At 61.1% G+C, this 15,703-nt stretch carries 16 protein-coding genes and 1 tRNA gene; 9 read left to right on the top strand and 8 right to left on the bottom strand.

What is annotated here, in order from left to right; genetic code table 11:
* Nucleotide 1: 1 nt before the first annotated feature.
* The 7 genes from IEX61_RS01485 to queF all read right to left on the bottom strand — a co-directional run bounded on the left by IEX61_RS01485 (nucleotide 2) and on the right by queF (nucleotide 5,795).
* The gene (locus tag IEX61_RS01485; RefSeq protein ID WP_229725584.1) at nucleotides 2-1,285 is read right to left on the bottom strand and encodes a nucleotide sugar dehydrogenase; all 1,284 of its coding nucleotides are present in this window, start codon (nucleotides 1,283-1,285) and stop codon (nucleotides 2-4) included.
* Between the two features lie 563 nt (nucleotides 1,286-1,848).
* Nucleotides 1,849-3,180 carry an ArnT family glycosyltransferase gene (locus IEX61_RS01480; protein WP_188816610.1) on the bottom strand — a complete coding sequence of 444 codons (1,332 nt, stop codon included), beginning with the start codon at nucleotides 3,178-3,180 and terminating at the stop codon, nucleotides 1,849-1,851.
* A 22-nt stretch (nucleotides 3,181-3,202) separates the two neighbouring features.
* Entirely contained in the window at nucleotides 3,203-3,412 is a 210-nt protein-coding gene (locus IEX61_RS01475; protein WP_256205566.1) for an EamA family transporter, read from the bottom strand.
* Between the two features lie 178 nt (nucleotides 3,413-3,590).
* Complete coding sequence (locus IEX61_RS01470; protein ID WP_054670915.1) at nucleotides 3,591-3,956, bottom strand: hypothetical protein; 366 nt, start codon at nucleotides 3,954-3,956, stop codon at nucleotides 3,591-3,593.
* A gap of 508 nt (nucleotides 3,957-4,464) precedes the next feature.
* Nucleotides 4,465-5,058, bottom strand: coding sequence for a sulfite oxidase-like oxidoreductase (locus IEX61_RS01465; RefSeq protein ID WP_054670911.1), 594 nt, complete (start codon nucleotides 5,056-5,058; stop codon nucleotides 4,465-4,467).
* Complete coding sequence (locus IEX61_RS01460) at nucleotides 5,055-5,330, bottom strand: YqgQ family protein (protein ID WP_083462957.1); 276 nt, start codon at nucleotides 5,328-5,330, stop codon at nucleotides 5,055-5,057. Before IEX61_RS01460 ends, IEX61_RS01465 begins: the two co-directional genes overlap by 4 nt.
* Before the next feature lie 18 nt (nucleotides 5,331-5,348).
* Nucleotides 5,349-5,795, bottom strand: a complete 447-nt coding sequence (queF, locus tag IEX61_RS01455; protein ID WP_054670907.1) for a preQ(1) synthase — start codon at nucleotides 5,793-5,795, stop codon at nucleotides 5,349-5,351.
* A 236-nt stretch (nucleotides 5,796-6,031) separates the two neighbouring features.
* Here queF and IEX61_RS12315 point away from each other — a divergent pair, with 236 nt between their 5' ends.
* From IEX61_RS12315 to IEX61_RS01440, 3 genes are all read left to right on the top strand, one after another.
* Nucleotides 6,032-6,466: a hypothetical protein gene (locus IEX61_RS12315; RefSeq protein WP_157057730.1), complete on the top strand. Its 435-nt coding sequence runs from the start codon at nucleotides 6,032-6,034 to the stop codon at nucleotides 6,464-6,466.
* Nucleotides 6,467-6,603: 137 nt separating this feature from the next.
* On the top strand, nucleotides 6,604-8,028 hold the full coding sequence (selA, locus tag IEX61_RS01445; protein WP_229725580.1) for an L-seryl-tRNA(Sec) selenium transferase: 1,425 nt from the start codon (nucleotides 6,604-6,606) through the stop codon (nucleotides 8,026-8,028).
* A 126-nt stretch (nucleotides 8,029-8,154) separates the two neighbouring features.
* A complete protein-coding gene (locus IEX61_RS01440) occupies nucleotides 8,155-9,426 on the top strand; it encodes a glycoside hydrolase family 18 protein (protein WP_188816607.1) in 1,272 nt (423 codons plus the stop codon).
* 127 nt (nucleotides 9,427-9,553) lie between these two features.
* Here IEX61_RS01440 and IEX61_RS01435 read toward each other — a convergent pair.
* Nucleotides 9,554-9,650: transfer RNA gene (locus IEX61_RS01435), tRNA-Sec, on the bottom strand.
* A gap of 208 nt (nucleotides 9,651-9,858) precedes the next feature.
* On the opposite strand from IEX61_RS01435, the gene IEX61_RS01430 reads away from it, so the two are divergent.
* The 6 genes from IEX61_RS01430 (at nucleotide 9,859) to IEX61_RS01405 (ending at nucleotide 15,419) form a co-directional block, all read left to right on the top strand.
* On the top strand, nucleotides 9,859-11,085 hold the full coding sequence (locus IEX61_RS01430; RefSeq protein ID WP_188816606.1) for an MFS transporter: 1,227 nt from the start codon (nucleotides 9,859-9,861) through the stop codon (nucleotides 11,083-11,085).
* Nucleotides 11,082-13,004, top strand: coding sequence for a selenocysteine-specific translation elongation factor (gene selB / locus IEX61_RS01425; protein ID WP_188816605.1), 1,923 nt, complete (start codon nucleotides 11,082-11,084; stop codon nucleotides 13,002-13,004). Before IEX61_RS01430 ends, selB begins: the two co-directional genes overlap by 4 nt.
* 226 nt (nucleotides 13,005-13,230) lie before the next feature.
* Complete coding sequence (locus tag IEX61_RS01420) at nucleotides 13,231-13,596, top strand: hypothetical protein (RefSeq protein ID WP_083463092.1); 366 nt, start codon at nucleotides 13,231-13,233, stop codon at nucleotides 13,594-13,596.
* Between the two features lie 623 nt (nucleotides 13,597-14,219).
* Entirely contained in the window at nucleotides 14,220-14,426 is a 207-nt protein-coding gene (locus tag IEX61_RS01415) for a DNA/RNA-binding winged helix domain-containing protein (RefSeq protein WP_054672617.1), read from the top strand.
* Nucleotides 14,427-14,590: 164 nt separating this feature from the next.
* Nucleotides 14,591-14,863, top strand: coding sequence for a hypothetical protein (locus IEX61_RS01410; RefSeq protein WP_157057852.1), 273 nt, complete (start codon nucleotides 14,591-14,593; stop codon nucleotides 14,861-14,863).
* Nucleotides 14,853-15,419: a hypothetical protein gene (locus tag IEX61_RS01405; protein WP_054672614.1), complete on the top strand. Its 567-nt coding sequence runs from the start codon at nucleotides 14,853-14,855 to the stop codon at nucleotides 15,417-15,419. Before IEX61_RS01410 ends, IEX61_RS01405 begins: the two co-directional genes overlap by 11 nt.
* The last annotated feature ends 284 nt before the right edge of the window (nucleotides 15,420-15,703 follow it).

Genomic DNA, 15,703 nt, shown 5'->3' with positions numbered 1-15,703 from the left:
GTTAGATCCGAACCAGGCGGGCCCGCGCGGCAAGGTCCTTCGGCAAGTGGTTCTTCGCGTCGAGGAGCACGGGGCGGCCGTTCATTTTCGCCACCAAGCTCGTCCAATCGAGCTGCAAGAAGGGCTTTTGCACGGCAAGCAGGGCCAGCGCGTCGGCCCCGGCCACCGCCTTCTCGGCGCTGTCCACCTTAAACGGATACGAAACCGGCACCACCGGGTCATAGGCGCGCACCTCGGCCCCGGCCTCCTGCACCAGGCGCACAAAGGTGTGGGCCGGGCTGATGCGGTCGTCGTTGGAGTAATCCTTCATCGCCAACCCGAACACCGCCACCCGGCTTCCCGCCAGCGTCTTCCCCTCGGCCCGCAACGCCTCGTCCAGCATGTTCACGAGCACTCGGGGCACCCCGTCGTTGATGCGGCGGGCCAGTTCCAACAGCTCCACGCGCACGCCCAGTTCGCGGGCCTTGGGCAGCAGGTAGTACAGCGCGTTGGGCAGGCAGTACCCGCCCACCCCCGGTCCCGGGAGAAGCAGGTTGACGCGCTTGTGCGTGTTGGCGACGCGGATGAGCTCGAAGGTGTCGAGGCCCATCTTTTCGGCGAACCGGGCAAACTCCTGCACCATGGCGATGTTGACGTCGCGCTGGATGTTCTCGATCACCTTGGCCGTCTCCACCACCTTGATCGACGAGACGGTGATCTCCGCCTCGGTCACGAAGGCCAGCACCTCCTTGGCCCGCTCCGCGCTGGCCTCGTTCACCCCGCCGACGGCCAGGGGCATGGTGCGAAATTCTTCAAAGGCGCGCCCCTCGGCGATCCGTTCCGAGGAGTAGGCCAGGTAAAAATCGGTCCCCGCCACGAGGCCGGACTGCTCCAGGATGGGCCGAAGGATCTCTTCCGTCGTCCCCGGGATCACCGTGCTGCGCACAATGACGGTGTCGCCCTTCTTCAACACCTTGGCCAGCGACGCGCACGCGCTGCGCAGCGGCGTAAGATCGGGATCGCCGTTTCGTACCGGAACGCCCACGGTTATGAGATAGGTATCCACAAGGCCCGCTGCTTCCGCATACGAAGTCGTCGCCCGGAACCGCCCCGCGTCGAGCTGTTCGCGCAGGATCTCCGCGAGCGACTTGCCCTGGTAATACTCCTGGTGATGGGAGATGCCCTTGTTGATGGCTTCCACCAATTCCGGAACCACATCAATCCCGACAACGTTGGCCCCCTTCATCGCGTACGAGAGGGCCAACGGAAGTCCAATAAAACCAAGCCCCACTACGGCAACGTTCACCGGTCTTCTCTCCTTCCCGTGACAAATCAAATGCCAATGCGCGTCCCCGACGCGGCATTGGCGCTTTTTTGTCCGCAGCGTTTCCCTTTTCCGTTTCCTTCTCATCCAACATCATGCTACACAACGGAACGCCGGAAGTCAAAACAAAATCGACCGGCGATCTGCCGATGGCTGGCACCCCGTGCACAGCCGAAACGGCAAACCACCGGCCACCCCTTGCCGGCAGCACCTCATTCCACGCGTCGGCGATAGCCCCGTTCACGCCGCCTTGAATGCCGAGGGGCATAACTCCCCCTCGCCCTCGTCGGGGTTTCCCGCGGTTTCGTTCGTATTCGATTCCGTTTTCGCCAAAACATTGGGGTTGACTTCGGCTGTCTCGTCTGCCTCGTCGCACCACCGCCACAACCAACCCAGCCGCGCGTGAACAAAGGGATGCAATCCCGCCCCGCCCCCCCTTCCATCACGGTATGGGAAATCAATTGTAAGGATACGAAATTGTCCCACCGGTTGCAAGGGCAAATGGCGGAAAACGCCGCACGGGAGGCGCATCCGGAGCGCCATCGTCACCCCCCAAACATCCCCCTGCGAGGAGGTTGGGGAGAATCCCAACGCGCTTGTTCAAGGGCCATACGGTCAACAAAACGGTGCGGCCGGCGTGCGGAACGCAGCGCCCGCATTCCCTCGCACAGGAGAAACGCCGTGCCGAGCATGAGGAACGCCATAAACGGATAGGCATAGAGCGTCGTCGGCACGAAAAGCAAGTACAAGGCCAAAAACAGCGCGCCAAAGGCCGCCACCGCGCGCAGGCGGCGGGACACGACGGCCCCATACAGGAGCCCTGCCGCACCGAACCCACAGATAGCCGCATGAAGGCGATGATTCCACGGGGAAAGGGCGGGGAACCAATCGTCAATCTGCTGATAAAGCCACGGCTTTTCAAACAGGAACTGGATCTTTCCGATCGTGTACCACTTGAGGTAAAGAAGTGGCTCCGTGGTAAACCCTTTGATCAGGCGCTGGCGCGCAAACCACCCTTGATCCTCACTGGTTAAACCCAAGGCGTAAAAGTCCGCCAGCATGTTTTTCAGGTAGGGGTACGTTCCGGCCAAGAACGGATTCGCCGAACCGGTGGCGGTGAGAATCACCTGATCGAGAACGACGGCATTGCGCACCCACCACGGGAGCATCAGCAGCACAAAGCCAAACGCTGTCCAGGCACCGGCGGTTGCCCACTCCCGCCACCGGCCCCGCCAGGCTTCAGACCGGAGGGCAAACAAGAAGGGAAGAATGGCCACCGGAAGCAACACCGGGCGAACCAACACGTGAAGGGCGAGCGCGACGCCGGCGGCAAAATGGTGCGCGGCTTTTCGCGTCTCGAACGCCACCACCGCCAGCCAGCCGTATAGCAGGAGCGTCGCCAGGGCCAACACCTCGGTCAGCAGTTGAATGGCCGATTGGACGTACGGCGGGTAGATGGCCACGAAAAAGGCGGTAAGGAGGGCCACATCGTTCCGGCGCAAAAGCCGATGTACCACCAGATAGGCCAACACACACGTGAGCGAGCCGACAAGGACTTGGATCCCGCGCACGACGGAGATTTGCCGATAGGGATCCTCGACCACCGCATAAACCGCGCTCAGAAACAAGGGGTAGCCCGGCGTCACATAGGCGTTCGGCTCACCCGACTTGCGGCCGAGGGCATACCCGTACACCCCGTCTTCGACAATTTGGTGAGCCATAATGTGGTAATTGAGCGCGTCTCCCTTCAACGTGAAGTCGGTGAGGTTTTTCATCCAAACCCCCCAGCGCAAGAAAAACGCCAGGAGGACGATCAGCAACAGAAGCATCCACGGCATCCGACGGCGGATTCGCCCGTTGATCCCTTGCGGCCGCACACGTCGCACCCCCTTTTTCCTTTCACGATGCGCGCGGCGCAAAGCCGATCAGCGACACGCCGGCCATGATCAGCAGGCAGCCCAGCACCTTCCACACCGTGATCGGTTCCCCGAACCACACGAAGGCCCCCATCACGCCGAGGATGTAGGCGACGCTCTGCGCGGGATACGCCACGCTGAGCGGCACGCGGGACAGAACAAACAGCCACAGGATCGTGGCTACAGCATACAGAACGATTCCTCAGAGTTTCAACGAGAAGCCTACTACAAACTCCCAATTACATATCCCCCATAAACCCCTGGTCGGCATTCCCGGCATGAGGTGCACGGATGGAGCTTGTTTATCGATATGAGCAGACGGAGTTCGCGAAAAGCCCCCGGCACAACGCCGGGGGCGTTCATCACTCACCCTAGATGGACTCGGCATCCGTGGTTTGCCGCAACAAATCACCGTAGGTGAAGGTTTGAGCGGAAAGCGCAGCCAAACCCGCATCCAAACCGGTGATATAGGGCACAACGAACGGGCTGGTCGTTCGCACTTCAACTTCGTAGTCAAACGTGGCCAACAGAGGAAAGGTAAAGTCCACCGTGTTCGTCCCGTTTGCCGGCACGACAAGAAGCTGATCCAACACGGGGGTTTTCGGACTTACCGTCGCGTTAAAAACCACCACGCGAACCGTCTCATCCACAAGCGAGCGGTTTTCAAGGTTGACGCGAACGGTGGTCTGAACCGGATTGACCTCAACGCGGACCGTGCTGTACGCAATCGTCGCCATCGCAATCCCCTTTCTTTGATAAGGACAAGTATCATATATTCTTTAAAATTTTATTGCAAAAACCAAAATGGTTTTGCCTAATTGGACTTCTTCTCCAGCACAACGTCAGGAGTAGTAAATTAAAAAAGCCCCGGCGTTGTGCCGGGGGCAGCACTGTTCAACGCGGATGCACCGTGTTCCTAACACCAATGTAGAGCCCGACGCTAGAAAGACCCAAAGCCATGCGCTGATTATGCGGCAGCTGTCGGAATGGGGGGACAAACCCAACCCATCAGCAGCACTTAACCCCGCAGGAAGTGATCGAGTTCGCGCGGGAACTTCGTGACAAGTGGCCGTACTTTGAACCTGCGCACGAAAAGCTGGCTGTGCAAACGCTATTCGAGGAGACCGTCATCGACGCGGTAGGTCAACCCGTCGGCGGTCCTGGTCGTCGAGGTCTCCGCAAAGACCGTCTCGATTAAGACCAAAAAGAAAAGGATGGCGTTATTGCCATGCTGATTATTTCCTCTTAGTCCCAAGCGTACCTTTGTTCACGCCACGGATCCCCACGCATGTGGTAGCCGTTCCGCTCCCAGAAGCCGGGCTTGTCCTCGGGGAGAAACTCGATGCCCCGCACCCATTTGGCGCTCTTCCAGAAGTACAGGTGAGGAACCACCAACCGAACCGGCCAGCCGTGCTCGGGGGTCAAATCCTGGCCGTTGTGCTTGATGGCAAACAGGTTGTCCTCGCGCAGAAAATCGTCGAGAAGCAGGTTGGTTGTCCAGCCGTGCTCGGCGTGGATCATCACCGCTTTGGCTTCCGGCTTTACCGTGACGAGTTTCACCACTTCCGTCACCGGCACGCCTTCCCACGTGTTGTCGAGCTTGGACCAACCGGTGACGCAGTGGATGTCGTTGGTGCGCACAACGCGGGGCAGGGCCATAAACTCGTCGTACGACAGCACCTTCTCCCCTTCTTCGATCAGCCCGAAGATGCGGAAGTTCCATTCCTTGCGCACGTCGCGGTACACCGGCACCTCGCCGTAGTGCAGCACCGGCCACCCCGTCACCACGTTCTGGTGAGGCGGCACGCGCCCGGCCAAATCCTCATGCTGACGCTTCACGCTTCTCCCTCCTCCCGCTGTTCCTCGCGCGTCGTTCTTCCTAAAGGCAGCACCCGCGCGGCCTGCGCCCGCTCGCGCGCAGCCTCGGCCAGCACGCGCGACAGCGCCGCAAAGGTGTCCCGATCGATCAACTTGGCCTCATACAGCTCCCTTACCTCGTCACGCATGAGGTCCACGTCGCCTTCTGGGTCCCCCGTGTACACGTAGACCCCAAATTGGCGCAAAAAGGCGCGCACATCGGCAAGGTTCCGGATGGCGTGCTGGGGCCACATCGGCCATCCCTCGCTTTCTCACACTTCCCCGAGCAGCGCGGAGCGATACCCGTCCTTGCGATGGCGCACCAGGCACCGCGTGCTCAGGCCGCCGCGCGGGTTCCACACGGCCTCCACTTCCATCCACAGCGGGTCAAGCAGGGCCACAAGGTCGTGCAAAATGCGCTGCGTGGCGTGCTCCTGGTAAATGCCCACGTTGCGGAACGACGTCAGGTAGAACTTGAGCGACTTCATCTCGACCAGCTTTTCGTTCGGGATGTAGCGGATGGTGATTTCGGCGAAATCGGGCAAACCGGACCAGGGGCACACCGACGTGAACTCGGACGTCGGAATCTCGACCAAAATCTCTTTGCCGACGTATTCGTACGGAATCGTCTCGAGGACGTGCGTCAAGATGACGTCTTCTTCTTGTATGTCAAAGCGGATGTTCTCGTATTTTTTATGGTCGACTTGATGTTTTCCCATCGTCGATCCCCCTCGCGATGTCCAACTTCCGACGCACAGGTGGCTTCGATGCCATCATACCAAAAAGGGTCACCCAAAAAAAGCAAACCCTCTCCAGCAAGAAGCCCTTGCCCCCTCATAAAATCCCCCAATACGTCCAAAATACCGTTGTGTCCATCAAGGACAATCGATCCACGGAGGAGGTTCGCGCGCATGTACCAACCCTTCAATCGCTCGTGCAGGAAATGCAGCGCATTATGACGCAAATGCAGCAGAACGAGCGGCAAAACGCCGCCCAGCTGCGCCAAATCGCCAACCAGCTGCAGCTCATCGTCCAGCATGAAAACCAGGCGACGTCCCAGCTGCAACAACTCTCCCAGCTGGCGTTCCAGATGAGCCAGCAGACGCAGGCGCAATGGATCCGTCCGCAAGCCCAAACCGTGTCCGGCATCGCGGCGCAGCCCTTCACCGGCCAGATCGGCCAAGTCGGCGCGTTTACGCCGTCGGTGCAGTCACTGTTCCAGCCCGGCGGGCCGCTGGGCCAACCGTCCTCCTTCGGCGGTCAACCCGCGGTGGGTCAACCGCAAGTGGGAGGCAGCCCGGTTTTTGGCCCCGCGTACACGCCGACGGGTTCCGTCTCCGCCTACCTGGCCCAGCAAATCGACAACGCCTCGGTGGAAGGCTCCAGCTGATCTTCCCCACAGCCGATTCCGCGAAACGCCCCGCTTCGCCCGAGCGGGGCGTTTCGTTTGCGCTCCCGTTCCCGTTTTTCTACAATGGAGACGCGATACCCAAACGCCGGAAAACCCCGGGGAAGGGGGAACGAACCGTGTCGTCCCTACACGAGCGCTTGCGGTCGCTGCCGGCCGTTCACCAGATGTTGGCCGATCCGGCGGTCGTCCGCGCGTGCGAGGCCTGGGGAATCGGCCGCGCCCACGCCACGCGCGTCATCCAGGAGACGATCGCCGCCCTGCGCGAGGAACTGCAAAGCGGGGCGCGCACGGTCGTCACGCGGGAGGAGGTGGTGGACGCCTGCGTCGCTGCCCTGCGCGACCTGGCGACGCCCCGCCTTCGCCCGGTTATCAACGGCACGGGCATCGTGCTGCACACCAACCTCGGCCGCGCTGTACTGGCGGCCGAGGCGGCGGACGCGATGGCGCAGGCGGCACGCCAGTACACCAATCTGGAGCTTGAACTGGAGACGGGGACGCGCGGGTCGCGCCACGCGCTGGTGGAAGGGTTGATCTGCCGCCTCACCGGCGCCGAGGCGGCGATGGTGGTGAACAACAACGCCGCCGCCGTGTTTCTTGCCCTGCGGGAGCTGGCTTCCGGCAAAGAGGTGATCGTCTCCCGTGGCGAGCTGGTGGAGATCGGCGGATCGTTTCGCGTGCCGGACATCATGGCCGAAAGCGGCGCCCGCCTGGTCGAGGTGGGCACCACCAACCGCACGCGCCTGGCCGATTACGAGAAGGCCATCACCGACGAAACGGCACTCCTCCTGAAGGTCCACCGCAGCAATTTCTGCCTCGTCGGGTTTACGGAATCGGTTTCTGCCGCCGAGCTGGCCGTGCTGGGCCGCCGGCGGGGCATCCCCGTGTACGAGGACCTGGGCAGCGGCGTCCTGTTTGACCTGCGCCCCTTCGGCATCGGGAACGAACCGACGGTCCAAGACAGCCTGCGGGCGGGCGTGGCCCTCGTGTCCTTTAGCGGGGACAAGCTCCTCGGCGGTCCCCAGGCGGGCATTCTGGCCGGTCGGCGCGACCTCATTCGGCGACTCAAGCGCCATCCCTTGGCTCGGGCGCTGCGCTGCGACAAATTCACGCTGGCCGCCCTCGAGGCCACGCTGCGGTTGTACCTCGACCCGGAACGGGCCAAGGCGCGCATCCCCACGCTGCGCATGCTCCTGGCCACCCCGTCGGAAATCGCCGCGCGCGCTCGACGGTATGTGGCGGAAATCGCGCGGTATTACCCGGGAAATGTCGAACTTGTCGACGACCGTTCCGAAGCGGGCGGCGGCTCCCTCCCCGGTGTTGCCCTTCCCACGGTGGCGGTGGCCTTTTCCCCGCATCCCGATTGGCCGGCGCACCGGCTTGAACGCCGCTTCCGCCTTGGCGATCCGCCCGTTCTGGGTCGCGTTCAGGAGGACCGCTTCCTTCTCGATTTCCGCACCATCCGCGATGAGGAGATCCCCGCGCTGGTGGCGCGCACCCGCGAGCTTCTGACAAGCGGGCGCGACGCTTCACCCCATCCTTAACCCTGGCCGAGCCGGCGACATGCCGGCTCGTTCCGTTTTCGGTAACGTAACAGGGCCTTGGAACACTGCCCAGTCCATCCGAATAAGGTGAGGGGAGAAGCAACACGGCACAAAGGGGGCATTCGGGTGCTCATTCACGTTGTGCAGCGAGGGGAAAGCGTTTGGCAGATCGCGCAGCGCTACCGGGTCAGCCCCGACGCCATCGTCCGGGCCAACCAGCTCCCCAATCCCGACCGGCTCGTCATTGGCCAAGCGCTGGTCATTCCGGTCCCCGACCGCCATGTGGTGCAGCCAGGGGAAAGCCTGTGGAGCATCGCCCAGCGGTATGGCATAACCGTCGAGGCCCTCGCCAGAGCCAACCGCATTGCCGATCCGGCGCGCATCTTCCCCGGGCAAGTCCTCGTCATCCCGGAGCGGCCAAAGCCAACCATCGAGGTCAACGCCTTCTTGGAAATCATGGGCACCAGGGGGCAGCAAATCGTTCGCGAAGTGGGCGCAGCGCTCACCTACCTCAGCCCGTTCAGCTACCAGGTGCGGGCCGACGGGAGCCTGAATCCCCTGCCCGATGAGGCGGTGCTCGCGACGGCGCAAGAGCAGCGCGTCGCCCCGCTGATGGTCATCACCAACTTTGCGGACGGGCGGTTTCGCTCCGACATTGCCCGCGCCGTCTTCACCGACCCCGCGGCGCAAGAACGCCTGCTGGCCGGCGTCCTCAACACGATGCGCGCAAAAGGGTACCGCGGGCTGATCATCAACTTCGAATACGTGTATCCCGAAGACCGCCAGCGGTACAACCAATTCCTCCGCCGGGTGACGGAGCGGCTGCGGCCCGAGGGGTACCTCGTCTCCAGCGCGCTGGCCCCCAAGACGCGCGCCGACCAGCCCGGCCTCTTGTATGAAGCCCACGACTACCCCGCCCACGGCGCCCTGTTGGATTTCGTGATCCTGATGACGTACGAATGGGGCTGGTCGGGCGGACCGCCCATGGCGGTGGCGCCGGTCGACCAAGTGCGCAGGGTGCTCGATTACGCCGTCACGGCGATTCCCCGCGGCAAGATCCTGATGGGCATGCCGCTTTACGGCTACGACTGGACCCTGCCCTACGTGCGGGGAGGTCCCTTTGCGCAGAGCATCAGTCCGCAGGAGGCGATTCAGCGCGCCGCGCGCTACGGCGCCACCATTCAGTACGATCCGCAAGCACAGGCGCCCTTTTTCCGCTACGTCGACGCACAAGGCCGCCGGCACGAAGTCTGGTTTGAAGACGCGCGCAGCGTGCAGGCCAAATTCAACCTGGTCAAGGCGTACCGACTGCGCGGCATCAGCTATTGGGTGCTGGGGCATGCCTTTCCGCAAAATTGGTTGCTCCTGTTGGACAATTTTCGGGTCCAGAAACGGTGATCGCCGAGCGAATCGCGCCCCGACACGCGATACGCGCGAAACACAACAGGCCGTCCGCTCCCGGAAGGGCATCGCCATCCGGGAAGTGGACGGCCACCGTTGTTGTGGTATCATGGAGGGCGAATGGTGGCGGGAGCGTGTGGGAATCGAACCCACCGGACCCGGCACGCGGGTCCTGCTCGGCTTTGAAGGCCGGAGGGGGCACCAGCCACCCAACCGCTCCCAGGGCCATCTGCATCGCGCGCGTGCGTGTCGCGCGGGCCAAACCGTTGGGGTCTCACCCCATCAGTATACCCAAACGGGTCCATTCGGACAATTGCTCCTTGTCCCCACCCATCCGCCTCCCCGGCTTGTTCGTCGAAAGCAGGATTTTTTCTTTCGATTCCCGAAAAAATGAAGGGAACACACATGAGAACAGAAGGGACTTGACCGATGGAAACCTGGCAACGAAACCTGTACATCCTGATGGCGGCCCAAGGGCTGGTGATGGCCGCCATGTCCATGGTCGTGCCCTTCCTTCCCCTCTACTTGTACGACCTGGGCATGACCGACGCGGCGCAGGTTCAGCGGTGGGCCGGCCTCATTTTCGGGATCAACTTTTTGTCTGCCTTTGTCATGGCCCCCATCTGGGGCGGCTTGGCCGACCGCTACGGGCGCAAAATCATGATCCTCCGCTCGGGTTACGGCATGGCGGTCATCACGGCGCTCATCGCCTTTGCCACCAGTCCCGTGCACCTTTTGCTGCTCCGCTTTCTCAACGGGACCATATCCGGCTTCGTTCCCGCCTCGGTGGCCCTGACCGCCACCAACACGCCGCGGGAGCACGTCGGGTACGCCCTCGGCATGCTGCAGGCCGGGGGCATCGCCGGATCCATCTTGGGACCCTTCTTCGGCGGCGTGTTGGCCGAATGGATCGGCATCCGCCACGTGTTCTGGCTCACCGGCCTCCTGCTCGCCCTGGCGACGACGGTGGTCCACCTGTACGTCAAGGAAATCGCCAAGCCCGATCCCAAGGAGAACGGGGCGAGCTTTCGCGCCCGCGCGGCGGTCATCTTGCACACCCCCACCCTGCTCCTCTTGTTCGGGACGGCCCTGGTGGTGCAGTTTGCCCTGATGGGGCCCTCCCCGCAGATGCCCCTGTTCGTCAAGGAGCTCGGCGCGCCGGGCGGATACGTCAGCTTCTTCGCCGGCTTGGTCATCGCCGCGGCCGGGGCGGCCAACCTGCTTTCGTCGCCCGTGCTGGGCCGGTGGTCCGACCGCTACGGCGCCCATCGCGTCCTCATCGGCGCGTCGCTGGCCGCCGCGCTCCTGACGCTGCCGCTGGCCTTCGTCACCAACGTGTGGCAGCTCCTCGTGTTCCGCTTTCTGCTCGGCCTCGCGGCGGGGGGGCTACTGCCCGCGCTGCACGCGCTGGTGCGAAAACACGCCCCGGCCGGCATGGAGAGCACCGCCTTCGGCTACCAAACGAGCGCCATCAACCTGGGCAACCTGCTCGGTCCCTTGAGCGGCGGGGTGCTCGCCGGATGGATCGGCTTCCGCGGGCTGTTTCTCGTCACCGCTTCGCTGCTCCTCGGCAACGCCCTGCTCCTGTGGGCCGCAAGCCGGAACATGGCCGCCGCGCAATCCAACGTCGCACCGCAGAAGGAGGGCCGCTCATGAGTGCACCCTACTGGCTTGTCGGCGTCGCCGGCCACATCGACCACGGCAAGACGACGCTGACGAAAGCCTTGACCGGCATCGACACCGACCGGCTCAAAGAGGAAAAGGAGCGCCAGATCTCGATCGAACCGGGCTACGCCCACCTCACCCTGCCCAGCGGCAAGCGGATCGGCTTTGTCGACGTGCCGGGGCACGAGCGGTTCATCCGCCAGATGGTCGCCGGCGTGGCCGGCATCGACGTTGCCCTTCTCGTCGTCGCCGCCGACGAGGGGGTCATGCCGCAGACGCGCGAACACCTGGCCATCCTCGAGCTGCTCGGCATTCGGCGCGGCCTCATCGCCCTCACCAAAACCGACCTTGTCGACGCGGACATGCTCGCCCTCGCCCGCGAAGACGTCGCCGCCGCCGTGGCGGAAACCTTTCTCGCCGACGCGCCGATCGTGCCGGTCAGCGCCGCGACCGGGGCGGGGCTCGACGCCCTCCTCGCCGCCCTCGACGCCGTTTTGGACGCGCCGCCGAACCGCCCGCTGCACGGTCCGGCGCGCCTCCCCGTCGACCGCGCCTTTGCGCGCAAGGGGTTCGGCACCGTCGTCACGGGGACGCTCTTCCAGGGCACCGTGCGCCCCGGCGACGAACTGGTCGTGCTGCCGCAGGGCCGGCGCGTGCGCGTGCGGGGCATTCACGTCCACGGTGAACCACAAGAAGCTGCCGTTGCCGGCCAGCGCACGGCCCTTAACCTGGCGGGCATCGAGGCGGCCGAGGTGCGCCGCGGCGATGTCGTCGCCACGCCGGGGGCGTTTGAGCCCACCGAACGCCTCGACGTGGTCCTGCGCCTCCTTCCTGACGCCGCGCCGCTCAAGCAGCGCGGCCCCATCCGCCTGTTCGTGGGGACGGCCGACGTCATGGGACGGGTCGTCTTTTTCGACCGCAACGCGGCCCGGCCCGGCGACGAGGTGCTCTGCCAGCTCGTGCTGGACGAGCCGGTGGTGACGGCCCGCGGCGACCGGTTCATCCTGCGTCGCCCCTCCCCGCCGCTCACCCTCGGCGGTGGAGAGGTCCTCGATCCGCACGCGCCCAAACACCGCTTCGGCCCGGCCACGGTCGCCTTGCTGGAGAGAAAGCGGCAGGGCGACCCGGCCCAGCAGCTGGTGTGGCTCCTTGACGAAGCGGGAGCCCTTCCGGCGCGGGAGGCGGCCAGCCGGCTCAACCTCCCTCTCGACATGCTGCAAAGCCATGCCGCGCGCCTCGCCGCCGACGGGCAGGTGCACGTGCTGGCCGTATCGAGCCAGCGGGGCGATGCGCTGCTCGTTTCCGCAGCGGCGTGGGCCCAGTGGACAGCGCGGGCTCAGGACGAGCTGGCGCGGCATCACCGCGAGCGATCCCTCCTTGCCGGCATGGCCAAGGCGGCCCTGCACTCGCGCGTGCTGCCGGATGTGGACGCGAAGGCGTGGGATGCGCTGTGCGCGGCATGGGAAGAGGAGGGCTGGCTGCGCAAGGGCGGCGACCTCGTCGCCCTGGCCTCCTTTGCGCCGCACGTGCCCGAGCGGCTCAAGCCGCTTGTCGACGGCCTGCTGGCGGAATGGGAGCAGGCCGGTCTCCATGCGCCCGACTGGCGCGCGCTGTGCCAGGCCCATCACCTGGCCGAGCGCGACGCCGAGGACCTGCGCACCTACCTCCTGGCATCCGGACAAGCCCAGCCATTGGACGACGACCGCATCGTCCCGTCGGCGGCAGTGCAGAACGCCCTGCGCGCGCTGTGGAACGCCACCGGCAAAGAAGGGCGGTTTACCATTCAGAAGGCGCGCGACGTCCTCGGCCTGTCCCGCAAAACCCTCATCCCGCTCCTCGAGCTGGCCGACCGGCTTGGCTACACGCGCCGGGAAGAGGCGGTACGGGTGTGGGTGAAGGAGCCGGGATAACAACCGGCACGGAAGCTACACCCGAATCGATCAAGAATGGAAAAGCGGTTCCTCCGCTCCGGCGAGGAACCTTCTTCTTTGTTTGGGGAAGCTCTTTACGAGCAACCACTGGGTTGTTCGACAGCATTCGACTGAATCTTACAAAATCCCCTCCTTGCCATTGCGCATGGAAACACAGAGAATGAAATTGCACAATTACTTTGACAAAGAAAGGAATCTTTGAAGGATGAACGCCATTCAACGTGCAGCCCATCATGTGGTGAGGTCCGTTGCAAACGACTTACGGGAGAACACCTTGACCAATCTCGTATCCATTCCACTTGGTGCCGTAGGGCGTGGTGCAGCAGCTTACAAAGCAGCCACTTCTGGTTTTACGATGCTAGAACGGAAGGTGCTCCCCAAAACCGTTGCTGGTGCTGCCAAGGGAGCAGTTGAAGGCTGGATTGGCGGCAAGGTCGCTCTTACTGTAGCTCAAAAACTCGCCTCGGTCGAGAAATGGTTTGATAATACAAAGGTAGGCAAGGCAATTGACAATGGAATTACAAAGATTGAAAACGGTTTGCATAAACTGATTGGCGGCGGGTATTCTTGATGCAAATCCTTGAAATCTGTTCCTGTACGCAATTGGATACCCACTGTCGACCCGTACAGGTGAAAACGTGGTTTTCTCCGTTCGATGAACAAATTGTCGTCTGGTGTGAGATCACCAACATCATTGCCCCAACGACCATTCGGATGGAGTGGTACAATCCAGAAAATCGACGGGTTTGTACAATTGCAATTCCCGTTGAACCTACAAACAAGAGCCGTCCATCCCGGTACTGTTGGAGCGCGGTCAAATTTGCCTTGATCCAATCGATTGATGGCAAAAAATACGGAAAGTGGACCGTAAAGGTGATCCCTCCGGGTGTGTCTCACTCCTTTACCGTTTCCGACTTAAGGCTGTACAACAAGAGTCCTTTCGCGCCCGGGCCCTATATCGTGGATATCCGCTTGTAAGCGAAGGTGAATTTTTGGTGAAAAAATCAAGCACGTGACAAACATAACAATTGGGGTTATCCTTGGTATTCTGGTATCCATTCCAATACTGATCGTGCTATCTAGCATTTGGGGGCTCCTAACCGAGTACTCACCTCGCTGGGTACTGAATGTTATCTCTTGGCTGATTCTCGCGGTATTTGTTTATCGACTCGCGGGATTGGTTTACCGACGCCTGTGTACCAGAAGAAACCGATCATAACGCGGAGCGATGCACTGCTCATCTCGGCGGCGTGGGCCCAGTGGACAGCGCGGGCGCAGGACGAGCTGGCGCGGCATCACCGCGAGCGACCCCTCCTTGCCGGCATGGCCAAGGCGGCCCTGCACTCGCGCGTGCTGCCGGATGTGGACGCGAAGGCGTGGGATGCGCTGTGCGCGGCATGAGAGGAAGATGGCTGTAGCATATGTCCGACGGAAATCGGGGTCCTTTGGCATGTACCTATTAACGGGTAAAGAACTGTATCGTTCATACTTCCACATTTCTCCGTATAATCGAGTTGGTTATGGAACTACCTCTGAAAATCTATTCTCAGAAGGGAGAATTTTCGATGAGTATGTTAAATAAAATTGAATACGCATTAAAAAGCGCTGCGAAAGAAACATGGGGAGATTATGGATATAAGGACTTAGCAAAAGATGTGACAATGCCTAAAGCTGAAGCCTATTCGAAAGCAGTAAAAACAGGATTGATCTCCGCTGGAAAAACTGGTACCTTCATTGCAAAACGTTTTATTCCTGTAGTTTCAACTTACTTCTTGGTCGAAGATCTTTATAAGTTTACCAAAGGTTTTATCAAGGGGTGGCATGCTTATGGGCGGTAAAATTTTTCGCCACGCCATCCTTTTTTTCTTGGTCTTCTTTGCCTTGAGTGTGTGGGGCTTTTTTGCTGGCCATGACCTCTTGTCTATCCCAATAGAAAAACGGATAGACAAATTTAGAAGATCAATGTTTTTGCCTCTTATCATTGCTTCTGCAACATCTTATTGGTTATTATCGGGGAAGATTAAAAAATACAGTAAATATATTTTTTGTTACATGTTGATCTGCCTCTTGTTTCTAATCCCGTACATAATAATCGCTCTGTTCGTCTCCCAGATCCCCATCGAATCTGTTCTTCTCTATATACCATCACTTATTACATTAATTTTAGCCGCATCGTTCTTTTCATTAACTTTTGAGTTAAACCCTAACGCCAAAGCTCTATGGGAACAAAAAGAATACTATATTGCTACGGGTTCTGCTTTCCTCATAGCTATCGCATTGGGGATATTCTCTGAAATCTATTCAAAGGAATTTTTACCATTAACTCTTTTTATAGCGAGTATTATCCTTTTGGTTACTTCTATATGGGAATTTGCGGTCACAATGAAAAAATGACGTTGCCATCGGAAAACGGGGTTCCCCATCGGGAACTCCGTTTTGCTTTCGACCACGCACCTGTTCTCATCTGCCGCGCCGATCAAGTCCAAATCTCTGTGTAAAATTGCCCCTCGGTTCGAATGGGCTTAGCCCAAGAAATTCCATACAGTTGGTAAGGGAATGGGCCTAGCTAACCCGCACCACCTTCGCAGACGATTCGGCCTCCTGAGCAGCACGCCATTCCAAGTACTCGGTCATGTCCAAATACTTTTTGCCGCTCGCCCACTTCTCGTCAATTTCCA

Source organism: Calditerricola satsumensis, assembly GCF_014646935.1.
Lineage (GTDB): Bacteria > Bacillota > Bacilli > Calditerricolales > Calditerricolaceae > Calditerricola > Calditerricola satsumensis.
The sequence above is the reverse complement of the archived record's forward strand: the minus strand, read 5'-3'. Positions and strand labels throughout refer to the sequence as shown.

What these genes read in the sequence shown, in the direction of transcription:
- IEX61_RS01470 (WP_054670915.1), bottom strand. Translation starts at nt 3,956, where the DNA reads ATGGCGACGATTGCGTACAGCACGGTCCGCGTTGAGGTCAATCCGGTT.
- IEX61_RS01460 (WP_083462957.1), bottom strand. Translation starts at nt 5,330, where the DNA reads ATGTGGCCCCAGCACGCCATCCGGAACCTTGCCGATGTGCGCGCCTTT.
- queF (WP_054670907.1), bottom strand. Translation starts at nt 5,795, where the DNA reads ATGGGAAAACATCAAGTCGACCATAAAAAATACGAGAACATCCGCTTT.
- IEX61_RS12315 (WP_157057730.1), top strand. Translation starts at nt 6,032, where the DNA reads ATGACGCAAATGCAGCAGAACGAGCGGCAAAACGCCGCCCAGCTGCGC.
- IEX61_RS01430 (WP_188816606.1), top strand. Translation starts at nt 9,859, where the DNA reads ATGGAAACCTGGCAACGAAACCTGTACATCCTGATGGCGGCCCAAGGG.
- selB (WP_188816605.1), top strand. Translation starts at nt 11,082, where the DNA reads ATGAGTGCACCCTACTGGCTTGTCGGCGTCGCCGGCCACATCGACCAC.
- IEX61_RS01420 (WP_083463092.1), top strand. Translation starts at nt 13,231, where the DNA reads ATGAACGCCATTCAACGTGCAGCCCATCATGTGGTGAGGTCCGTTGCA.
- IEX61_RS01410 (WP_157057852.1), top strand. Translation starts at nt 14,591, where the DNA reads ATGAGTATGTTAAATAAAATTGAATACGCATTAAAAAGCGCTGCGAAA.
- IEX61_RS01405 (WP_054672614.1), top strand. Translation starts at nt 14,853, where the DNA reads ATGGGCGGTAAAATTTTTCGCCACGCCATCCTTTTTTTCTTGGTCTTC.